The 20,694-nt window shown below is 68.4% G+C and carries 18 protein-coding genes; 6 read left to right on the top strand and 12 right to left on the bottom strand.

Features of this window, described 5'->3' with window-relative positions:
* The first annotated feature begins 652 nt into the window (after positions 1-652).
* The 3 genes from AC1DSA_RS16590 to AC1DSA_RS16580 all read left to right on the top strand — a co-directional run bounded on the left by AC1DSA_RS16590 (position 653) and on the right by AC1DSA_RS16580 (position 4,026).
* The gene (locus tag AC1DSA_RS16590; RefSeq protein WP_477891113.1) at positions 653-910 is read left to right on the top strand and encodes a type B 50S ribosomal protein L31; all 258 of its coding nucleotides are present in this window, start codon (positions 653-655) and stop codon (positions 908-910) included.
* A gap of 84 nt (positions 911-994) precedes the next feature.
* Positions 995-2,686 carry a hypothetical protein gene (locus AC1DSA_RS16585; protein ID WP_477891111.1) on the top strand — a complete coding sequence of 564 codons (1,692 nt, stop codon included), beginning with the start codon at positions 995-997 and terminating at the stop codon, positions 2,684-2,686.
* A complete protein-coding gene (locus AC1DSA_RS16580) occupies positions 2,683-4,026 on the top strand; it encodes an MATE family efflux transporter (protein WP_477891109.1) in 1,344 nt (447 codons plus the stop codon). Before AC1DSA_RS16585 ends, AC1DSA_RS16580 begins: the two co-directional genes overlap by 4 nt.
* Here the strand turns inward: AC1DSA_RS16580 and phoR are convergent.
* The 7 genes from phoR to pstS form a co-directional block, all read right to left on the bottom strand.
* A complete protein-coding gene (gene phoR, locus AC1DSA_RS16575) occupies positions 3,974-5,335 on the bottom strand; it encodes a phosphate regulon sensor histidine kinase PhoR (RefSeq protein WP_477891107.1) in 1,362 nt (453 codons plus the stop codon). The two genes, AC1DSA_RS16580 and phoR, sit on opposite strands and share 53 nt — an antisense overlap.
* Before the next feature lie 10 nt (positions 5,336-5,345).
* The gene (gene phoB, locus AC1DSA_RS16570; RefSeq protein ID WP_477891105.1) at positions 5,346-6,059 is read right to left on the bottom strand and encodes a phosphate regulon transcriptional regulator PhoB; all 714 of its coding nucleotides are present in this window, start codon (positions 6,057-6,059) and stop codon (positions 5,346-5,348) included.
* Between the two features lie 8 nt (positions 6,060-6,067).
* A complete protein-coding gene (phoU, locus tag AC1DSA_RS16565) occupies positions 6,068-6,772 on the bottom strand; it encodes a phosphate signaling complex protein PhoU (RefSeq protein WP_477891103.1) in 705 nt (234 codons plus the stop codon).
* 12 nt (positions 6,773-6,784) lie between these two features.
* On the bottom strand, positions 6,785-7,567 hold the full coding sequence (pstB, locus tag AC1DSA_RS16560) for a phosphate ABC transporter ATP-binding protein PstB (RefSeq protein ID WP_477891101.1): 783 nt from the start codon (positions 7,565-7,567) through the stop codon (positions 6,785-6,787).
* Between the two features lie 5 nt (positions 7,568-7,572).
* The gene (pstA, locus tag AC1DSA_RS16555) at positions 7,573-8,400 is read right to left on the bottom strand and encodes a phosphate ABC transporter permease PstA (protein WP_477891127.1); all 828 of its coding nucleotides are present in this window, start codon (positions 8,398-8,400) and stop codon (positions 7,573-7,575) included.
* 53 nt (positions 8,401-8,453) lie between these two features.
* Positions 8,454-9,419, bottom strand: a complete 966-nt coding sequence (pstC, locus tag AC1DSA_RS16550; RefSeq protein WP_477891125.1) for a phosphate ABC transporter permease subunit PstC — start codon at positions 9,417-9,419, stop codon at positions 8,454-8,456.
* Positions 9,420-9,560: 141 nt separating this feature from the next.
* Entirely contained in the window at positions 9,561-10,598 is a 1,038-nt protein-coding gene (gene pstS / locus AC1DSA_RS16545) for a phosphate ABC transporter substrate-binding protein PstS (RefSeq protein WP_477891099.1), read from the bottom strand.
* 196 nt (positions 10,599-10,794) lie between these two features.
* Between pstS and AC1DSA_RS16540 the strand changes: the two genes are divergently transcribed.
* From AC1DSA_RS16540 to AC1DSA_RS16530, 3 genes are all read left to right on the top strand, one after another.
* Positions 10,795-11,277, top strand: coding sequence for a fasciclin domain-containing protein (locus tag AC1DSA_RS16540; RefSeq protein WP_477891097.1), 483 nt, complete (start codon positions 10,795-10,797; stop codon positions 11,275-11,277).
* A gap of 76 nt (positions 11,278-11,353) precedes the next feature.
* Positions 11,354-12,481 carry an ABC transporter substrate-binding protein gene (locus tag AC1DSA_RS16535; RefSeq protein ID WP_477891095.1) on the top strand — a complete coding sequence of 376 codons (1,128 nt, stop codon included), beginning with the start codon at positions 11,354-11,356 and terminating at the stop codon, positions 12,479-12,481.
* 199 nt (positions 12,482-12,680) lie between these two features.
* Complete coding sequence (locus AC1DSA_RS16530) at positions 12,681-14,984, top strand: PhoX family protein (RefSeq protein ID WP_477891093.1); 2,304 nt, start codon at positions 12,681-12,683, stop codon at positions 14,982-14,984.
* A gap of 3 nt (positions 14,985-14,987) precedes the next feature.
* Here the strand turns inward: AC1DSA_RS16530 and AC1DSA_RS16525 are convergent, their stop codons facing one another.
* From AC1DSA_RS16525 to AC1DSA_RS16505, 5 genes are all read right to left on the bottom strand, one after another.
* Entirely contained in the window at positions 14,988-15,470 is a 483-nt protein-coding gene (locus AC1DSA_RS16525; RefSeq protein WP_477891091.1) for a hypothetical protein, read from the bottom strand.
* A gap of 239 nt (positions 15,471-15,709) precedes the next feature.
* Complete coding sequence (gene glmM / locus AC1DSA_RS16520) at positions 15,710-17,044, bottom strand: phosphoglucosamine mutase (RefSeq protein ID WP_477891089.1); 1,335 nt, start codon at positions 17,042-17,044, stop codon at positions 15,710-15,712.
* Positions 17,041-17,895 (bottom strand): dihydropteroate synthase, encoded by an 855-nt coding sequence (folP, locus tag AC1DSA_RS16515; RefSeq protein ID WP_477891123.1) that lies wholly within the window; start codon positions 17,893-17,895, stop codon positions 17,041-17,043. The genes glmM and folP overlap by 4 nt, the downstream gene beginning before the upstream one ends.
* A gap of 77 nt (positions 17,896-17,972) precedes the next feature.
* On the bottom strand, positions 17,973-19,880 hold the full coding sequence (gene ftsH, locus AC1DSA_RS16510; RefSeq protein ID WP_477891087.1) for an ATP-dependent zinc metalloprotease FtsH: 1,908 nt from the start codon (positions 19,878-19,880) through the stop codon (positions 17,973-17,975).
* A gap of 140 nt (positions 19,881-20,020) precedes the next feature.
* Positions 20,021-20,683, bottom strand: coding sequence for an RlmE family RNA methyltransferase (locus tag AC1DSA_RS16505; RefSeq protein ID WP_477891085.1), 663 nt, complete (start codon positions 20,681-20,683; stop codon positions 20,021-20,023).
* Positions 20,684-20,694 lie beyond the last annotated feature (11 nt).

Below are 20,694 nucleotides of genomic sequence, written 5' to 3'. Positions count from 1 at the left end.
CGTGTTGGCCTGCGCGCAGGCCAACACGCAGCTCGAGCAGCATCCGCGAGTCAGAGCTCGTACGCGGGGCTCGATACGCGCCAAGGCGCTCTCGTAGCCCCGCTGGCCGCCCACCCGGCCAACGCAGGCGCCCTGCCCTTATGCGCGCCCCGGCCCGCCCGCACGGGGCTTGGCAGCCGTCAGAGCCGTGGTGCACGACGCGTGAATTGGCCAGAGCTCTGCATGTCGCGTCAGGCGGTGCGCGGTGCCGGTCCGCATGAAGGGGTGGCGCCTGAAAGGCTGGTCCCGGCGCCGCAGCGCGGCTACGAGAGCGCCTTGGCGCGTATCGAGCCGCGCGTACGTCTCTGGCTCGCAAAACTTGTCCGAGTCTGGAGTTCGTTCGCGCGCGGACGAACTCCAGACGAGTTGTTTTGCGGGCGGCGCCGGGACCAGCGTTTCAGGTCTGCCGGCGCGCCTGCGCGCCGGACGCCACCCCAGCGGGCCGGCACCGCGCACCGCCTGGCGCGACACGCCCAGAGAGCCCTTCCAGCCCAGTCGAACCGCCGAGAAGAGCCCCTCAGCTCGGCCGACCGCCTCACGCTATAATCGCAGGCTTACCAGCGGAAAGTACCCCAGATGTCCTGGCGCGGCTGCCGCAACTGACGAGGACCCCATGAAAGAAGGCATTCACCCCAACTACCGCGACGTCTGCTTCGTGGACCTGTCCAACGGCTTCAAGTTCGTGACGCGCTCCTGCGTGAGCACGCGCGAGACCGTGAAGATGGACGACGGTCGCGAACTCCCGATGTTCAAGCTGGACACCTCCAGCGAGTCGCACCCCTTCTACACCGGCACCCAGAAGTCGGTGAACGACATGGGTGGCCGCGTCGACAAGTTCTTCAAGAAGTTCGGCAAGACCGCCGCCAAGTAAGACAGGGCGACCCCCGCGAAAAGGCAGCTTCGGGCTGCCTTTTTTCTTGGGGTGCCGCCGCGCCGCTGTGACACACTCCCGCGCGTGAATCAGCCGACTCCCGCCATCGTCGCCCAGGGCGCCGTACGCCGCCTGCCCCGGCTGGCCCTGCTGCTGTTCTGCGCCGCCTATGTGCTGAGCGGCTTCGTGGGGCGGGAGCCCTGGAAGAACGCGGACATCATGGCCCTCGGCTACATGCTGGAGCTGGCCCAGGGGCACTCCAGCTGGCTCGCGCCGCAGATGCTGGGGCAGCCGCCCGAGTTCGACGCCCTGCTGCCTTATTGGATGGGCGCCTGGGCGATGAAGCTGGCGCCGTCCTGGATGGCCGCCGATTTCGCGGCCCGCATTCCCTTCATCGCCTTGCTGGTGCTCAGCCTGCTGGGCACCTGGTATGCGGTGTACTACCTCGCCCGCACGCCCGGCGCGCAACCCGTGCCTTTCGCGTTCGGCGGCGAGGCGCATCCGACGGACTATGCCCGCGCGATCGCGGACGGCGGCCTGCTGGCCCTGATCGCCTGCCTGGGCCTCATGCAGCTGTCGCACGAGACCACGCCTTCGCTGGCGCAGCTGGGGTTCACGGCGCTCACCTTCTACGGACTGGCGGCGCTGCCCTACCGGCTGCTCTCGCCCACCCTGGCCCTGGCTGCCGGCCTGGTGGGGCTGGGCCTGAGCGGCGCCCCCGCAATGGCGAGCCTGTTCGCTGCCGGCGGGGCCTTGCTGCTGGCCACCGATCCGCCCGACGACGAAGCCGCGGCCCCGGGCGGAGGCCGTGCGCGGGTGGCGATCATCATCGCGGTAGCGCTTGGGGCGGCTGCCATCGCGGCGGCACTGGACATGTGGGAGTGGCGCCTGAGCCCCGCGCCGCCCGGACAGCCGCGGGAGTGGCAGGTTCTGGGCCGCCTGCTGCTGTGGTTCACCTGGCCCGCCTGGCCCCTGGCGTTGTGGACCGTGTGGCGCTGGCGCCGGCAACTGGGGCGCCGCCACGTGGCGCTCCCGCTCTGGTTTGCGCTGGTCGGCGTGCTGACGGCGGTGCTCTCCAGCACCCCGGACCGCGCCCTGCTGCTGGCGCTGCCCGCGCTCGCCACGCTGGCCGCCTTCGCGCTGCCCACCTTCGAGCGCAGCATGTCGGCGCTGATCGACTGGTTCACCCTGCTGTTCTTCAGCGGCTGCGCGCTGGTGATCTGGGTGATCTGGATCTCGCTGCAGACCGGCGTGCCCGCCAAGCCCGCGGCCAACGTCGCCAGGCTCGCGCCCGGCTTCGTGCCCAGCTTCTCGCTGCTGCCCTTCGTGATCGCCGTGGTGGCCACCATCGCCTGGGTGTCGCTGGTGCGGTGGCGCACCTCGCGCCACCGCCATGCCATCTGGAAAAGCCTGGTGCTGCCCGCCGGTGGCACGGCCCTTGGCTGGCTGCTGGTCATGACGTTGTGGCTGCCGGTGCTGGACTACGCACGCAGCTATGCGGCGGCCGTGCAGCACCTCACGGCCCGCATCGACACGCCCGGCTGCGTCGAGGTGTTCGGCCTCACCCGCGCGCAGATCGCGGCGCTGCGCTACCACGGCAAGCTGGACCTGCAGGTGGCGCAATCTCCCAGCACCTGCCCCTGGCTGGTGGTCGCGGAAGACCTGCAGCTCGCGGTGCCCATGGCCTTCGACCAGCGTCGCTGGTCCCTGGTCGCCAAGATCCCCCGCCCCACGGACTCGCGCGAAAACCTGGTCCTGTACAAGAAGAAGCCTTGAGCGAACGCGGCGTCATCGCGCGGCATGCCGGCACCGTGCTGGCGGGCCAGCTGGCCACCATGGCCTTCGGCGTCACCGACACGATCGTGGCGGGCCGCTACTCGCAACAGGCCCTGGCGGCGCTGTCGGTCGGCTCCGCCGTGTACATCACCGTGTTCGTCGCCCTCATGGGCGTGCTGCAGGCGCTGCTGCCGGTCTGGGCGGAGCTGCACGGCGGCCGGCGCCACGCGGAGGTCGGTCGCTCGGTGCGGCAGGCGGCATACCTCGCGGTGATCGCTTCCGTGGCCGGCGTGTTCGGCCTGCTCTTTCCCAACGCCCTGCTGCAAGCCACCGGAGTGCCGCCGCTGTTGCAGCAAGACGTGCGCCAATACCTCGGCGTGCTCGCGCTCGCGCTGCCGCCGGCCCTGCTGTTCCGCATGTACAGCACGCTCAACCAGAGCCTGGGCAAGCCGCAGCTCGTGACCTGGCTGCAGCTGGGGTCGCTCGTGCTGAAAGTGCCGCTGACGATCTGGTTCGCCTTCGGCGGCGGCGGGTTGCCGGCGATGGGCGCGGTGGGCTGCGCCTGGGCCACGGTCGTCGTCAACTACGTGTTCCTGGCCGTCGCCCTTTGGCTGGTGCGGACGGACGCGTTCTATCGCCCGTACGCCATCTGGCGTCCGCCGGAGCGTCCGCACTGGCCCACCATCCGGCAATTCGCCAGCCTCGGCATCCCGGCCGGCCTGGCGATCATGGTGGAGGTCACCTCCTTCACGCTGATGTCGCTGTTCATCGCGCGCCAGGGCACCCTTCCGGCGGCGGCCCACCAGATCGCTGCCAACCTCGCGGCCGTGATGTACATGGTGCCGCTGTCGATCGCCATCGCGACCAGCGCGCGCGTGAGCTACTGGCTCGGCGCAGGCGATCCGAAGAAGGCGCGGGCCTGCATCCGCACCGGCTTCCGCATCGGCTTGTCGCTGGCCGTGGCGCTTGGCTGCACGATGTTGGTGGCGCGCAGCGGCATCGCCTCGCTCTATTCCGCCGACGCACAGGTGGCCGCGCTCGCCTCTGGCCTGCTGGCGGTGGTCGCGGTCTACCATTTCGGCGACGCCATGCAGGCGCTGTGCGTGTTCGTGCTGCGCTCGTACCGCGTCGCGGTGGCGCCGCTGGTGGCGTACTGCGTGCTGCTGTGGGGTGTGGGCGTGGTGGGCGGCTACCAGCTCGCCTACCGCGGCCTGGCCGGTTCGCCCGCGCTGCAGAGTCCGGCGGCGTTCTGGATCGCGAGCAGCTTCGCGCTCGCACTGCTGGCCGTCATCCTGCCGCTGATTCTCTGGCGGGCTGTGCGGCGCTTCCGGCCGGCGTGAGTTCCGCCGTCCGCACCCGCACCGCGGGCAGCAGGATGGTGAACACGGACCCGGCCCCCGGCGTGCTCTCGATCTTCAGCTCCCCGCCGTGGCGCTGCACCACGTGCTTGACGATCGCGAGGCCGAGGCCGGTTCCCCCCGTTTCCCGCGACCGGCTGCGGTCCACGCGGTAGAAGCGTTCGGTGAGCCGAGGCAGGTGTTCGGCGGCGACTCCGGGGCCGGTGTCGCGCACCCGGAATTCGAGCCTTCGGTCCGGCGTGGTCGCCGCAGCGACCTCCACCATGCCACCGCTGGGGGTGTAGCGAACGGCGTTGCTCACCAGGTTGGAAAACGCACTCTGCAGTTCGCTGGCGATCCCGCCGACGCCGAGGTCCGGCTCGGTCGTGAACCGCAGGTCCAGCTTCCTGCCCAGACTCGCCGCCAGTGCACGGGCTTCCTGCTGGCACTGCGCCACCAGCGTCGCCACCGGCGTCCACTCACCGGTTCCCGGTGGCGGGCTGCCCTCCAGCCGAGACAGCGTCAGCAGGTCGTTCACCAGCGTCTGCATGCGCTGCGTCTGCTGGCCCATCATCTGCAGGTAGCGCGTGCGCTCCTCGCGCGGAAGGTCCAGGGATTGCAGCGTCTCCACGAAGCCGGACAGCACCGTGAGCGGCGTGCGGATCTCGTGCGAGACGTTGGCGACGAAATCGCGCCGCATGATCTCCGCCTGCTCCACGGCGGTCACGTCCCGCGACAGCATCAGGATGCGGCCCTCGCCATAAGGATGCAGGCGCAGCGACAACTTGCGCGGTCGCGAGGCCGTGCTGCCCGGCGCGGGGATCACCACGTCCTGCGTGTAGCTGCGGCCGCTGTAGAACGCGCTGAACTCGGGATCGCGCAGCAGGTGCACCACGTGCTGCTGCAGGTCGCGCTCGGGATCCAGCCCGAAGTGCGCCGCCGCCGTATCGTTGATCCATTCGATCCGCGCATCGCGGTCCAGCAGCACGACGCCGTTGGGCGAACCCCGGATCGCATCCAGGAAGTCCTGCAGGCGGCTTTCGGCTTCCTCGAGGCGCTGGTCGCGCAACGTCACGGCGCGGCGCACCCGGTCCAGCGCCTCGCCCCACAGGCCATGCAGGTCCGGCGGCTGCCGCAAGTCGCCGTTGCGCAGCCAGCGCAAGCCGCGCAAGGCATTGGCCGTGTCCAGCGCGAACCAGGCGAGCGCACCGAGCGCGAGGCCCAGCGCCAGTCCGCGATCGCCGCCCAGGAACGCGCCCGCACCCCCGCCCGCCGCAAGGAACAGGAGGAAGAGGAAGACGCGAAAAGCCAAGGACGGCCCCTCAGGCCGCTTCGCGCGGGCCGGGCACGGGCTGCGCCGTGATCCGGTAGCCGGCACCGCGCACCGTCTCCACCAGGGTGCCGCCCGGCCCGAGGGCCTCGCGCAGCCGCTTCACGTGCACGTCCACGGTGCGCTCCTCGATGAACACGTGGTCACCCCAGACGCGATCGAGCAACTGCTGCCGGCTGTGCACGCGCTCGGGATGCTTCATCAGGAAATGCAGCAGCTTGAACTCGGTGGGCCCCAATTTCAGCGGGCGGCCTTTCCAGCTCACGCGGTGGGCCGCCGCATCCAGCGCCAGCTCGCCCAGGGCGACGGTGTCCTCGGCCTTGTCAGGCGCGCGGCGGCGCAGCACGGCGCGGATGCGGGCCATCAGTTCCTGGGTGGAGAACGGCTTGGTGATGTAGTCGTCGGCTCCGGCGTCCAGCCCACTCACCTTGTCTGCCTCGTCCCCGCGCGCGGTGAGCATCAGGATGGGAACGGTCTTCGTGCGCGCATCCGCGCGCCAGCGCCGCGCCAGCGCCACGCCGGTCTGCCCCGGCAGCATCCAGTCGAGCAGGATCGCGTCGGGCAGCACCGCGTCGATCTCCCGCTGGGCCGCATCACCGTCCTCGGCCCACACGGGCGACAGCCCGTTGTGGCGCAGGTTGACCGCGATCAGTTCAGCGATCGCCGGTTCGTCCTCGACGATCAGGATGCGCGGCTGGTTCTTCATTCCTTCCCCTAGCGGATGGCGGACTCGATGTTTTCCATCGAGCTGTGGCGCACGTCGGCGCCCTTGACCACGTAGATGATGAATTCGCCGATGTTCTTGGCATGGTCGCCGATGCGCTCGATCGCCTTGGCGATGAACAGCAGGTCGAGGCTGCTGGAGATGGTGCGCGGGTCCTCCATCATGTAGGTGATCAGCTTGCGGACGAAGCCGTCGAACTCCTGGTCCAGCAGGTGGTCCTCCTTCATGATGGCGACGGCCGCGGCCGTGTCCAGCCGCGCGAAGGCGTCGAGCACCTTGCGCAGCTGCGCCGACGCGAGGTCGGCCGCCACGCGCAATTCGCCGGCGGGCAGCGTCCGCACCGCCCCGCTCTTCTCCACGATGGACAGCACCATGCGCGCGATCCGCCGCGCCTCGTCGCCCACGCGTTCGAGGTTCGCCGTGGTCTTGGAGATCGCCATCAGCAGCCGGAGATCACGCGCGGTCGGCTGGCGGCGCGCGATCACCGAGGACAGCTCCCGGTCGATGTCGACCTCCATCTGGTTGACGCGGTCCTCGGTCTCGATCACCTGGCGCGCGATGTCGGAGTTGAACTCCGCCAGCGCATGGATCGCCTGCCGGATCTGCGATTCGACCAGCCCGCCGAGTTCCATCACGCGGGAGGACAGGCTGTTGAGTTCGCTGTCGAACTGGGTGGAAAGATGCTTGTCGGTCATGTGTCGTACTCCTCAGCCGAAGCGTCCCGTGATGTAGTCCTCGGTCTCCTGGCGCTTGGGCTTGAAGAAGATCTGCTCCGTCTCCCCCACTTCCACCAGGTCGCCCAGGTACATGTAGGCCGTGTGGTCGGACACCCGCGCAGCCTGCTGCATGTTGTGCGTGACGATCACGACGGTGTAGTCGTTCTTCAGCTCCACGATCAATTCCTCGATCTTGCCGGTGGAGATCGGGTCCAGGGCGGAGCACGGCTCGTCCAGCAGCAGCACGTCCGGCTTGATGGCGATGCCACGGGCGATGCACAGGCGTTGCTGTTGGCCGCCCGACAGGCCAGCGCCGCTCTGGTTCAGCTTGTCCTTCACTTCATTCCACAGCGCCGCCTTGCGCAGGGCCCACTCGACGCGGTCGTCCATGTCCGCGGCCCCCATCCGTTCGAACAGGCGCACCCCGAACGCGATGTTCTCGTAGATCGACATGGGGAACGGGGTCGGCTTCTGGAAGACCATGCCCACCTTCGCCCGCAGCAAGGCGACGTCCTTCTTGGACGTCAGCAGGTTTTCGCCGTCCAGCAGGATCTCGCCTTCCGCGCGCTGGTCGGGATACAGCTCGTACATCCGGTTGAAGGTGCGCAGCAGCGTGGACTTGCCGCAGCCGGAAGGACCGATGAAGGCGGTCACCTGGTTTTCGGGGATGTCCAGGTTGATGCCCTTCAGTGCATGGAATTTCCCGTAGTAGAAGTCCAGGTTGCGCACGGCCAGCTTGGCGCGCACGCGGGCGGGGGCGAGGGTTGCGTCCATGGGGCTCAGATCCGGTTGCGCGTGACCACGCGCGCGAGAATGTTCAGGCCCAGCACGGCCAGGGTGATGATGAAGACGCCGGCCCAGGCCAGCTGCTGCCAGTTTTCGTAGGGACTCATCGCGAACTTGAAGATGGTCACGGGCAGCGTGGCCATCGGCTGCGCCAGGTCGGTGGTGAAGAACTGGTTGTTGAGCGCCGTGAACAGCAGCGGCGCGGTTTCGCCGGAGATGCGGGCCACCGCCAGCAGCACGCCCGTCACCACGCCGGCACGGGCGGCGCGCAGGGTGATCCGGGTGATGACTTTCCACTTCGGCGCACCGAGCGCGTAGGCGGCCTCGCGCAGGGCCGAAGGCACCAGCAGGAGCATGTTCTCGGTCGTGCGGATCACCACCGGGATCACGATCAGGGCCAGCGCGATCACGCCGGCCCAGCCGGAGAACTGCCGGTAGCGCGCCACCACCACCGCATAGACGAACAGGCCGATCACGATCGACGGCGCCGACAGCAGGATGTCGTTCACGAAGCGCGTCGTGGTTCCGAGCCATCCCTTCACGTCGTACTCCGCCAGGAAGATGCCGGCCATGATGCCGATGGGCGTTCCCACGAAGGTGGCCAGCAGCACGACCAGCAGCGAGCCCCACATGGCATTGAGCAGCCCRCCGGCCTCGTTCGGCGGCGGCGTCATCTGGCTGAGCGCCGTCCAGGTCAGGCCGCCGATGCCCAGCTGGACCGTGGACCAGAGGATCCACACCAGCCAGAACACGCCGAAGGACATGGCCACCAGCGAAAGCGTCAGCGCGATCCGGTTGACGCGCTTGCGCGCCAGGTACATGCGCTCGCGCTGCTCGGCGAGCTCCGCGGCGCGCAGCAGGGAGTCGCCGGTGCTCACGAGCGGGCTCCCTCGTTGCGGCGCAGCCGGGCCAGCAGCAGCTTGGACAGCGACAGCACCACGAAGGTGATGAAGAACAGCACCAGCCCCAGGTAGATCAGGGCCGCCTGGTGCATGCCGCTGCCGGCCTCGGCGAATTCGTTGGCCAGCGCGGAAGTGATGCTGTTGGCGGCCGCGAACAGGCTGATCGTATCGAGCTGGTTGAAGTTGCCGATGACGAAGGTGACGGCCATGGTCTCGCCGAGCGCGCGGCCCAGGCCCAGCATGATGCCGCCGATGACGCCGCTCTTGGTATAGGGCAGCACCACCTTGAACACCACTTCCCAGGTGGTGGAGCCCAGCGCATAGGCCGACTCCTTGAGCATGGGCGGCGTGACGTCGAACACGTCGCGCATCACCGCGGCGATGAAGGGAATGATCATGATGGCCAGGATGATCCCGGCGGCCAGGAGGCCGATGCCCACCGGGGGGCCGGAAAAGAGGGCCCCCAGCAGCGGCACGTTCCCGAACAGCCCCTGCAGCGGCTGCTGCACGAAGGTCGCCAGCAGCGGGCCGAACACCAGCAGGCCCCACATGCCGTAGACGATCGACGGCACCGCCGCGAGCAACTCGATCGCCGTGCCCAGCGGACGCTTCAGCCACGCGGGCGACAGTTCGGTGAGGAACACCGCGATGCCGAAGCTGACCGGCACGGCGATGACCAGGGCGATGGCCGAGGTGGCGAGGGTGCCGTAGATCATCACCGCGCCGCCAAACTCCTCGCCGACGGGATCCCACACGGTCGAGGTGAGGAAATTGAGCCCGTACTTGTGGATCGCCGGCCAGGCGCCGATCACGAGCGCCACGAGGATCCCGGCGAGCAGGCCCAGTGTCAGCAGTGCGGCGGCGCGAGCGGCCCAGCCGAACAGCCGGTCGAGCACGGCGCCGGCGCGGGCACGGCCGGCGGGAGGGGGCGAACTCATCTCTTCGCGCCGCTCCAGCAGCGTGCGGTAGTCCAGCGAGGCGTCATGGGCGGGGAGTGTAGAGGACACGTCGACCCCTCTTGTCATGCGAAAAAGCCGGGACGCGGCGCGCCCCGGCGACTCATCTTCGGTAGTTCCAGCTTACTTGTACGCAACATTCTTGCCGGAGCCGTCCTTGATCTCGGCGGCCCACAGCTTCTCGACCTGCGCCTTCACCGCCGCCGGCATCGGCACGTAGTCGAGGTCGTCCGCGGTCTTGTCGCCGTTCTTGTACGCCCATTCGAAGAACTTCAGCGTGGCGGCGGCTTCGGCCGGCTTCTCCTGCACCTTGTGCATCAGGATGAAGGTCGCCCCGGTGAGCGGCCACGATTGCGCACCCGGCTGGTTGGTGAGGATCTGGTAGTAGCTCTTGGACCAGTCGGCACCCGCGGCGGCGGCCTTGAAGGCAGTGTCGTCGGGGGCCACGAACTGGCCGGCGGCGTTCTGCATCAGGGCGTAGGTCATCTTGTTCTGCTTGACGTACGCGTATTCGACGTAGCCGATCGAGTTGGGCAGGCGGCCCACGAAGGCGGCGACGCCCTCGTTGCCCTTGCCACCCGCTCCGGTCGGCCAGTTGACGGCGGTGCCCTCACCGACCTTGGTCTTCCACTCGGCGTTCGCCTTGGAGAGGTAGTTCGTGAAGATGAAGCTGGTGCCGGACCCGTCCGCGCGGCGTACGGGTGAAATGGCGGCATCGGGCAGGTTCAGGCCGGGGTTCAGCGCCTTGATCGCGGGATCGGTCCACTTCGTGATCTTGCCCAGGTAGATGTCGCCCAGCACCTGGCCGTTCAGGCGCAGCTGGCCCGCGGCGATGCCCTTGATGTTGACCACCGGCACGACCCCGCCGATGACGGTCGGGAACTGGATCTGGCCCTTCTTGGCCAGGTCTTCGTCCTTCAGCGGCATGTCGCTCGCGCCGAAAGCCACGGTCTTGGCGTCGATCTGCTTGATGCCCGCGCCGGAGCCGACCGACTGGTAGTTGATCTTGACGCCGGTGGCCTTGTTGTAGTCGGCCGCCCACTTGGCGTACAGGGGTGCGGGGAAGGTGGCGCCGGCGCCGGTCACGTCCTGCGCGGCCGCAACGCCGGCGAACGCGAGGGAAACCAGGGCAGCGGAAGCCACGTGGAATCGGAAATTCATGCAATCACCTCTTGGGGTAGGGAAACGATTGCCCTGCACTTTAGGGAGCTTTCGTGACAGCTCCGTGACACGCCCCGAGCCGCCCTGCACAGGGGAAAAGCCGGACGCGGCCGTCATGGCGCCGTCACGAATCGGTCACGGCATCGTCACGCGCCGTCCCTAAGCTCGGCCGCGACTTTCCAACGGAGTGCAACCCATGAACCGCCGTCTCCTGGCCCTCGTCCCCGCCCTCGTCCTGCTGGGCGCCTGCGCCAGTCAACCCGCCCAGGCGCCCGCCACCGTCGCCGACACCATCGCCCGCGACCCGCAGCTGAGCACGCTGAATGCGCTGGTGGAGCGTGCCGGCCTGGCCGACACCCTGAAGGCCGCCGGACCCTACACCGTGTTCGCGCCGACGAACGACGCCTTCGCCGCCGTGCCCGCCAAGACGATGCAGGAGCTGTCCGCCGACCCCACGAAGCTCAAGAGCGTGCTGAGCTACCACGTGCTGCCCCAGCGCGTGACGGCCGCAGCCATGCAAAACGGCAACGCGAAAACCGCCGAGGGCGGCAGCATCGCCGTCTCCCGTGCCGGCGATTTCGTCACCGTGGAAGACGCGATGGTGCAGACCGCGGACATCGGCGCCAGCAACGGCGTGGTGCACAAGGTGGATCGCGTGCTGATGCCGCCGCGTCGCTAAGCCCGCAAGCGTTCGCCCTCGCCCCCTCCCACAACAAGAACCGCCCACGCGCCCCGTTGGCGGCACCGGGGAACCCATGCCCACATCCCTTGTCCGCCGACGCGCCTTCCTGGCCGGCAGCGCGTCGACCATCGTCCTGCCGTCCCTGGCGCAACCCGGCCGCGCGGCGCCGCGGCGCGTCGTCGTCGCCCAGGTCTGCGACGTCTCCACGCAGGCACAGGACGTCACGAGGGACTTCCTGGTCGGCGCACGCGCGGCCTGGCAGGACGTGAATGCCCGCGGCGGCCTCCGCGGCCGTGCCGTGGAACACCTGGCGCTGGAGGTGGATGGCAGCCGGGCCAGCCTGCAACGGGCCTGGGACGCGTTGCGCGACAACCCGGCCTGCGTCGTGCTCTCGGGGACGGCCGGCGACCCCGTGGCCACCGGACTCGCCGGCCTGCTGCAGCAGGAGGATGCGGCCATCGCCCATGCCGCGCCGTGGCTGCAGAACTCAGGCGTCGCCCCGGACGAACGGACCTTCGCCATCTTCTCCAGCCGCACGGACCAGATCGCACATGCCTTGAAGTCGCTCACCGTCGGCGGCGTGAGGGAAATCGGCGCGGTGTTCGCGTCGCAGCGCGAAGCCGGCCTTTACCGCGAGGACGTGCAGCACGCGGCCGCCGCCGTCGGCATGAAGCTCGCCACCTGGGCGGGCAACGGCGATCTCGCGCAGCTGGGCCAGCGGCTGGGCGCGGCCACGCCGGCGCTCTTGCTGTTCCTCGGCGGTTCGCCGGAGCTCGTGCAGTTCACGCAGGGTCTCGAGCGCCAGGCACGCCAGCGTTACGTGGTGGCATTGGCGGACGTGAACCTGCAGACCGTGCAGCAGATGGGCGCCGGCCGCACGACGCCGATCATCGCCACGCAGTCGGTTCCGCTGGTCACGGCCTCCCTCCCAGTCGTGCGGCAGTACCGTGAGGTGCTGAAGCGCCTCTTCGACGAAGCTCCGACCGCGTTGAGCCTCGCCGGTTTCATCGCCGCGCGCTACACGTACCAAGTGCTGGAAGACATCGACGGGCAGATCACGCGCGCGTCGGCCCTGGCTGCCTTCCAGAAGCGGCGCGAGATCGACCTGGGTGGCTACCGCATCAGCTTCCAGGGGCAGCGCCGTGGTGCCTCGTTCGTCACCCAGTCGATGCTCACGCCCGACGGCCGCGTGGTCGGCTGAAGCGGTGCGGGCTGCGGTCCGTCGTTCATTTTTTCCAGTTCTTCCGGTTCCACCACTTCGAGCGGGCCGTCTCGAACGTGCAGCGTCCTGGATCCGCGTGTCACGAAACCGCCATGTCGCAGCCACGCGCATGACACACGCGCTTTCTAAGCTCCGCGGCGGCCATCCCCTCCAACCAACCCGGCAACCCAACAACCCAATGAACGCCAACACCAACCAAGAACGTGCCGCGATCGCGGAACATGACGCCGAGGACTGCAATACCAGCCGCAACCCGTCCCTCCTGGAAGTCCTGGAGACCCGCCTGTCGCGCCGCAACGTGCTGCGCGTCGGCGTCGGCAGTGCCGGTACGACGGTGCTCGGTGCGCTTGCCGCGTGCGGCGGAGGCGGCAACGGCGACGCCCTGGCGTCCGCCCCTGCATCGGCCCCCGCGCCCGCGGCGGCTGCGCCCGCAGCGCCCCGACCCCTCGCCCTCAGCTTTGCCCCGGTCGCCAAGAACCGCAACGACGGGGTCACCGTCGCCGCCGGCTACACCGCGACCGTGCTGTACGCGATGGGCGACCCGCTCACCAGCACGACGCCCGCCTATGCCAACGATGGCAGCGACACCGACCACGGCAACCGCGCCGGCGACCACCACGACGGCATGGAGTACTTCGGCCTGAATGCCGCCGGCACCGCGGCCGACGTCGCGGGCTCGGAGCGCGGCATCCTCGGCATGAACCACGAGGCGACCACCGACCAGTTCCTGCACGTGGCGGGCAGCACTCCGAACCCGCGGCCCGTGGCGGAAGCGGACAAGGAGATCGCCGTGCACGGGCTCTCCTTCGTCGAGGTCCGCAAGAGCGGTGGCCAATTCGCCTGCGTCAAGGACTCGATCTACAACCGCCGCGTCACCCCGCTCACCCCCATGCGGCTGAGCGGTCCGGTGCGCGGAAACGCACTGGTGAAGACGAAGTATTCGACCGCCGGCCTGGATGGCCGGGGCACCATCAACAACTGCGGCACCGGCCGCACGCCCTGGGGCACCTACCTCTCGGGCGAGGAGAATTGGGTCAACTACTTCGCCCGTGCGGCCACCGACAACACCGCGCGCGGCGGCGCGACCGCACGCAGCGTCGTCTCGCTGAACCGCTATGGCAAGGCCCAGGGCGGAACCAGCCGCCATGGCTGGGAAACCGCGGGCAGCGACGACCGCTTCCGGCGCTGGGACGTGAGCCAGGTGGGTGTCTCGACCGACGGCACGGACGACTACCGCAACGAGCTCAACACCTTCGGCTGGGTGATCGAGGCCGATCCGTACAACCCGGCGCAGGCCATTCGCAAGCGCACGGCGCTCGGCCGGTTCGCGCACGAGAGCGCGAGCTTCGGGCTGCGCAAGGCTGGCCGGCCGCTGGCCGTGTACATGGGCGACGACTCGCGCGGCGAGTACATCTACAAGTTCGTCTCCAGTGCCAACTGGGATGCGGCCGACGCGAACCCGGCGAACCGGCTCACCACCGGCGACAAGTACCTGGACGACGGCAGGCTGTGCGTCGCGAAATTCAACGCCGACGGCAGTGGCCAATGGATCGAACTGACCATCGCGAACCCTGCGATCTCCGGCTACGCCACCTATGCCTTCGCGGACCAGGCCGACGTGCTGGTGAACGCCCGGCTCGCGGCCGACGCCGTCGGCGCGACGAAGATGGATCGACCGGAGTGGTGCACGGTGCATCCCGTGACCGGCGAGATCTATTACACGCTGACCAACAACTCCAATCGCAAGGTGGAACCGGTGGGCAGCAGCCAGATGCAGGTGGACGGCGCGAACCCGCGCTCGTACACCGACGCGCCGACCGCCTCGACTTCTCCCGGCAACATCAACGGCCACATCGTGCGGATGCGGGAAACGGGCGGTGACGCCAGCGCGGCCGCTTTCACCTGGGACATCTACCTGTTCGGCGCCGAAGCCGGCATGGACGCAGCGAAGATCAACCTGTCCTCGCTGACGGACGACAACGATTTCTCGAGTCCCGATGGGCTGTGCTTCAGCCGGAAGACGGGCCTGATCTTCATCGAGACCGACGACGGCGCGTTCACCGACGTCACCAACTGCATGCTCCTGATCGGCATGCCCGGCGGCGTCGGTGATGGCGAGGTGAAGACGCTGTCGTACACCAAGGGCGACGGCAGCACGCTCGACGTGCAGACGCGTGTCGGCGCGAAGCCGACTGCGGCCAACCTGCGCCGGTTCCTCGTCGGCCCGGTCGACTGCGAGATCACCGGCCTGACCGAAACGCCGGATGGCCGCGCACTCTTCGTCAACATCCAGCATCCCGGCGAGACGATCAGCAAGGCCAACATCGCGGACCCGTCCAGGTACCTGAGCCACTGGCCGGGCAACGCCGGCTACGGGGCTGGCGGCAGCAGTGCGCGGCCGCGGTCGGCAACCCTCGTGATCACTCGCACCGACGGCGGCCTGATCGGCGCCGACGGCGACATCTTGCTGAACGAGGATTGAGGGCTAGAAGCGCATGCCCGCGGAGAACCGCAGGCGGTCCGACGGACCCGGGGTGCGCAGCGGCTGGTCGTAGGACAGGCGCAGGTAGGACCAGCGCCAGTCGTAGCGCACCGCCAGTCCCAGCCGGTCCTGCGCCAGCTGGCGCGTCACCTGCAAGGACAGCGCGTCGCCGCCGCCGAAGCGGTACCCGCCGCCGAGGCTCATCACCTCGGTCTCCAGGCTGCGGCCGATGCCCGCGCGGGCGAACCAGCTCTCGCCGGCCTCCACCGACAGGCCGCTGCCCGAGTCCGATCCGGCAAGGGACAGGCGCACCGGCCCCCAGCTGGCCAGCGGCAGCCGAGGCAGCATTTCAGGCTCGGAATGCCACGACGGCGACGTCAATGTGTAGTCCGGGGACAGCAGCTGCGCACCAGCAGACACAGCGGCCCCGGAAAGGAGCACACCGACCAGGAGGTTGGCGATGCGGGGGGTGGAAGCGGTGCGCATGAAACCAATGTAGACCTTCGCGCACGCGACCGCATTGCCCAAAAGGACGTTGTGGCAGGGCAGCGACGAGCTTCCGCCGGGCGGCATCCAACCGCCCTAAGGAGCTGTCGGCACGCCGCGGCGTCGACGCAACACTGGAGATGAACTGGTGCGGAACGAACGGCAACTTCGCGGCAATTCCCGACCGTTCCCGGCGGATTTGGCGCTGAAGACCGCCGTCAGGCCAGCCCGACCGTGGGTCAACCCGCCCGGACCGCCTCGACCAGCCGTTCGGCGCCCTTGCGGGCGACCTGTTCGTCGCTGGCCTCCACCATCACCCGCAGCACGGGTTCCGTGCCGCTGGCACGGATCAGGACGCGGCCGGAGCCATCCAGCTCCTTCTGCAGCGTCTCGCATTCGGAAGCCAGCTTCTCGCTCTTCTTCCAGTCCTGCCCCGGCGCCAGGCGGACGTTGATCAGCGTCTGCGGGAACAGGCTGACGCCTTCCAGCAATTGCGCCAGGGACTTGCCGCTGCGGGCGACCGCCTTGAGCACCTGCAAGGCGCTGATCAGGCCATCGCCCGTCGTGTGCTGGTCCAGGCACAGCAGGTGGCCGGAGCCTTCGCCGCCCAGCAGCCAGCCGCGCTTCTCGAGTTCCTCGAGCACGTAGCGGTCACCGACCTTGGCGCGCACGAACTCCACGTTCCTGGCCTTCAGCGCGAGCTCGACGGCCATGTTGGTCATGAGCGTGCCCACCGCGCCCGGCACGCGTTCGCCGCGCTGGAGGCGGTCCATGACCATCACGTAGAGCAGCTCGTCGCCGTTGAAGAGGCGCCCGGCGGCGTCGACCATCTGCAGGCGGTCGGCATCGCCGTCCAGCGCGATGCCGAAGTGCGCATGGTGTTCTCGCACGGTGCCCACCAGCGCATCGGGATGGGTTGCGCCCACCTTGTCGTTGATGTTCAGCCCGTCCGGCGAACAGCCGATGCAGAAGACCTCGGCACCGAGCTCGTGGAACACCTTGGGAGCGATGTGGTACGCGGCGCCGTTCGCGCCGTCGACCGCGATGCGCATTCCCTTGAGCGTCAGGTCGTTCGCGAAGGTGCTCTTGCAGAACTCGATGTAGCGGCCGGCGGCGTCGTCCAGGCGCCGCGCCTTGCCGAGCGTGGCCGAGTCGGCCCACCGTGGCGGCTCCTCCAGCGCGGCCTCGACCTGGATCTCCCACTCGTCCGGCAGCTTGGTGCCCTGGGCGCTGAAGAACTTGATGCCGTTGTCCTGGAAGGGGTTGTGGCTGGCGCTGATCACCACGCCCAGGCTCGCGCGCTGCGCCCTGGTGAGGTAAGCCACGCCGGGCGTGGGCAGCGGGCCCAGCAGCACGACGTCGACCCCGGCGGAATTGAAGCCCGATTCGAGCGCGCTTTCGAGCATGTAGCCGGAAATGCGCGTGTCCTTGCCGATCAGCACCGTGGGGCGTTCCTCGGTGCGCTTGAGCACGCGACCGACCGCGTGCGCGAGCCGCAGCACGAAGTCCGGGGTGATGGGCGCCTCGCCCACCGTCCCGCGGATTCCATCCGTGCCGAAATACTTTCTGCTCATGTGTTCCCTGCTCCCTGGCCCGTGAGGGCCGCCTCGGTCGCGCTCCAGACCTTGAGCGCGGCCACCGTCTCCTTGACGTCGTGCACGCGCACGATCGCCGCTCCCCGGTCCACCGCCAGCAGCGCCGCCGCGATGCTGGCCGGCACCCGCTCGTTCACCGCGGCACCGGTCACCGTGCCCAGCGAGGACTTGCGCGACCAGCCCGCCAGCAGCGGATAGCCGTCGTGCAGAAGCTCCCTCTGGCGCGCCAGCAGCGCGAAGTTCTGCTCCAGCGTCTTGCCGAAGCCGATCCCCGGATCCCAGGCGATGCGCGACACGGACACGCCTCGCTCGCGCAGGGCCTGGCTGCGCTCGCGCAGGAAATCACGGACCTGGGGCACCGCGTCGCCGTCCATGGGCGCGCGCTGCATGGTCTGGGGCTCGCCGTGCATGTGCATCACGCAGACACCGCAGCTCGGATGCCCCGCGACCACGTCGAGCGCGCCCTGCTGCCGCAGCCCCCAGATGTCGTTGATGATGTCCGCGCCCAGCTCGAGCACCTCGCGCATCAGCTCCGGCTTGTAGGTGTCGACCGAAAGCGGCACGCCGAACTTCACGGCCTCCCGGACCACCGGCAGCACGCGGGCCCGCTCTTCCTCCAGGGGCACCGGCGGGATGCCGGGGCGCGTGGACTCGCCGCCGATGTCCAGGATGTCCGCCCCCTCCCGCATCAGCTTTTCGCAGTGTTGCAGTGCCGTGCGCGTGCTCACGAATCGCCCGCCGTCCGAGAACGAGTCGGGCGTGACGTTCACGATGCCCATGACCCGCGGACGGTCGAGGGCGATAGCAAAACGGGTCGTCTGCCACTCCATGTGCATGGGCGGGATTTTGCGCCAGGGGCCAAAGCAAAGGGGCCCCGAGGGGCCCCTTGGTCATTTTCGAGCGGATTTTACGCGGCGTTCGGGGCCGGGTCGGCACCCACCGTGGGACCGCCCGTGCCGCCCGAAGTCGGCGTGCGCGGCGTGAAGTCCTTGGGCGGACGAGGCTCCTTGCCGGCCATGATGTCGTCGATCTGCTCGGCGTCGATGGTTTCCCACTCGAGCAGCGCCCGCGCCATGCGGTGCATCTTGTCCTGGTGGTCCTCGATCAGCCTGCGCGCTAGGGTGTACTGCTCGTCGATGATGCGGCGGACTTCCAGGTCCACCTTCTGCATGGTCTGCTCGGAGATGTTGGTCGTCTTGGTCACCGAACGGCCCAGGAACACCTCGCCCTCGTTCTCGGCGTAGACCATCGGGCCCAGCGCGTCGGACATGCCGTAGCGCATCACCATGTCGCGTGCCAGGTGGGTGGCCCGCTCGAAGTCGTTGCTCGCGCCGGTGGTCATCTGGTGCATGAACACCTCTTCCGCGATCCGGCCGCCGAACAGCATGGCGATCTGGTTGAGCATGTACTCGCGGTCGTAGCTGTAGCGGTCCTGCGCCGGCAGGCTCATCGTCACGCCCAGCGCGCGGCCGCGCGGGATGATGGTGACCTTGTGCACCGGGTCGCACTTGGGCAGCAGCTTGCCGATGATGGCGTGGCCGGACTCGTGGTAGGCCGTGTTGCGGCGCTCTTCTTCCGGCATCACCATGGACTTGCGCTCCGGGCCCATCAGGATCTTGTCCTTGGCCTTCTCGAAGTCCTGCATTTCCACCACGCGGGCGCTGCGCCGGGCGGCCATCAGCGCTGCCTCGTTGCAGAGGTTGGCGAGGTCGGCGCCCGACATGCCCGGCGTGCCGCGCGCGATGATCGACGCGTTGACGTCCTGGCCGATCGGGATCTTGCGCATGTGCACGTTCAGGATCTGCTCGCGGCCGCGGATGTCCGGCAGCGTCACGTACACCTGGCGGTCGAAGCGACCGGGACGCAGCAGCGCGGCGTCCAGGATGTCGGGACGGTTGGTGGCCGCGACCACGATCACGCCCAGGTTGGTCTCGAAGCCGTCCATCTCCACCAGCATCTGGTTGAGGGTCTGCTCGCGCTCGTCGTTGCCGCCACCCAGACCGGCGCCGCGCTGGCGGCCGACCGCGTCGATTTCATCGATGAAGATGATGCAGGGGGCGTTCTTCTTGGCGTTCTCGAACATGTCGCGCACGCGGGCCGCGCCCACGCCGACGAACATCTCGACGAAATCGGAACCGGAAATCGAGAAGAACGGCACCTTCGCCTCGCCGGCGATGCCCTTGGCCAGCAGGGTCTTGCCGGTGCCGGGAGGGCCGACCAGCAGCAGGCCGCGCGGGATGCGGCCACCGAGCTTCTGGAATTTCTGGGGGTCCTTCAGGAAGTCGACGACTTCCTTGACCTCTTCCTTGGCCTCGTCGCAGCCCGCGACGTCGGCGAAGGTGATCTGGTTGCTGCTCTCGTCGAGCATGCGCGCCTTGCTCTTGCCGAAGCTGAAGGCGCCGCCCTTGCCGCCGCCCTGCATCTGGCGCATGAAGTAGATCCACACCCCGATCAGCAGGAGCATCGGCCCCCAGCTCACCAGCAGCGTCATCAGGAGGGAACCTTCCTCGCGCGGCTTGACGTCGAACTTGACGCCGTTGTTGATCAGGTCGCCGACGAGGCCGCGGTCGAGGTAGGTGGCGGTGGTGCGCACCTTGCGGTCATCGTTGGTGATGGCCACGATCTCGGTGCCGCCCTGGCCCTCCTGGATCACGGCGTTCTTGATCTGCTTGTTGCGGACCTGTTCCAGGAAATCCGAGTAGCCAACCACCGAAGCACCAGCGGCACCACGGGTGTCGAACTGCTTGAATACGGTGAAAAGCACCAGGGCGATCACCAGCCAGACGGCGATCTTCGAAAACCACTGATTATTCAAAACGAGTCTCCGGGACGGTTTGGCCCATGTGTACTGGACCAATTGACGACCATTTTAGGGGTTTCAAGCTGCCGGCCGATCTATTTTTACCAGTCGCTCCATAGGAGGACCCACCCCATTCTTGCAGGACAAGACCCCACTCAACGGGGCACTTTCAGCCCAATGCCCACCAGAAAGGTCTCGGAGGACTTGTCGCGCGACGCCTTGGGCTTCAGGGGCTTCACGACGCGGAACCGCTCCTTGAACTCCTTCACCAGCTGACTGTAACCGCTGCCGTGAAACACCTTGCAGACCAGGGCTCCCTCGGGTTTCAGGTGACCCTGGGCGAATTCGATCGCCAGTTCGACCAGGTGCCCCACCCGGGCGGCATCGGAGGAGGGAATGCCGGACAGGTTGGGCGCCATGTCCGAGACGACCACGTCCGCCTTGCGGCCGGCCAGCAGCCTTTCCAGTTCCGCAGCCGGCTCCGGCTCGCGGAAGTCGCCCTGCACGAAGGTCACGCCTTCGATCGGCTCCATGGGCAGCAGGTCCAGCGCCAGGATCTGGCCGGCCAGGACGCCGGACGCAGCGCCATCGGGCGCGAGCTTGCGCCGGACGTACTGGCTCCAGGCGCCCGGGGTGGAGCCCAGGTCCACGACCACGTGCCCGGGCTTGATCAGGCCCAGGCTCTCGTCGATCTCCTTGAGCTTGTACGCGGCACGGGCGCGGAAACCCTCTTTCTGCGCGAGCTTCACGTACGGGTCGTTCACGTGGTCGTTCAGCCACGCCTTGTTGACCTTCTTGCTCTTCGTCTGGATCTTCATGTGCAGGGGAT

This window comes from Ramlibacter sp. P4_H7 (genome assembly GCF_056400765.1).
This window is presented reverse-complemented; position numbering and strand designations above follow the sequence as displayed.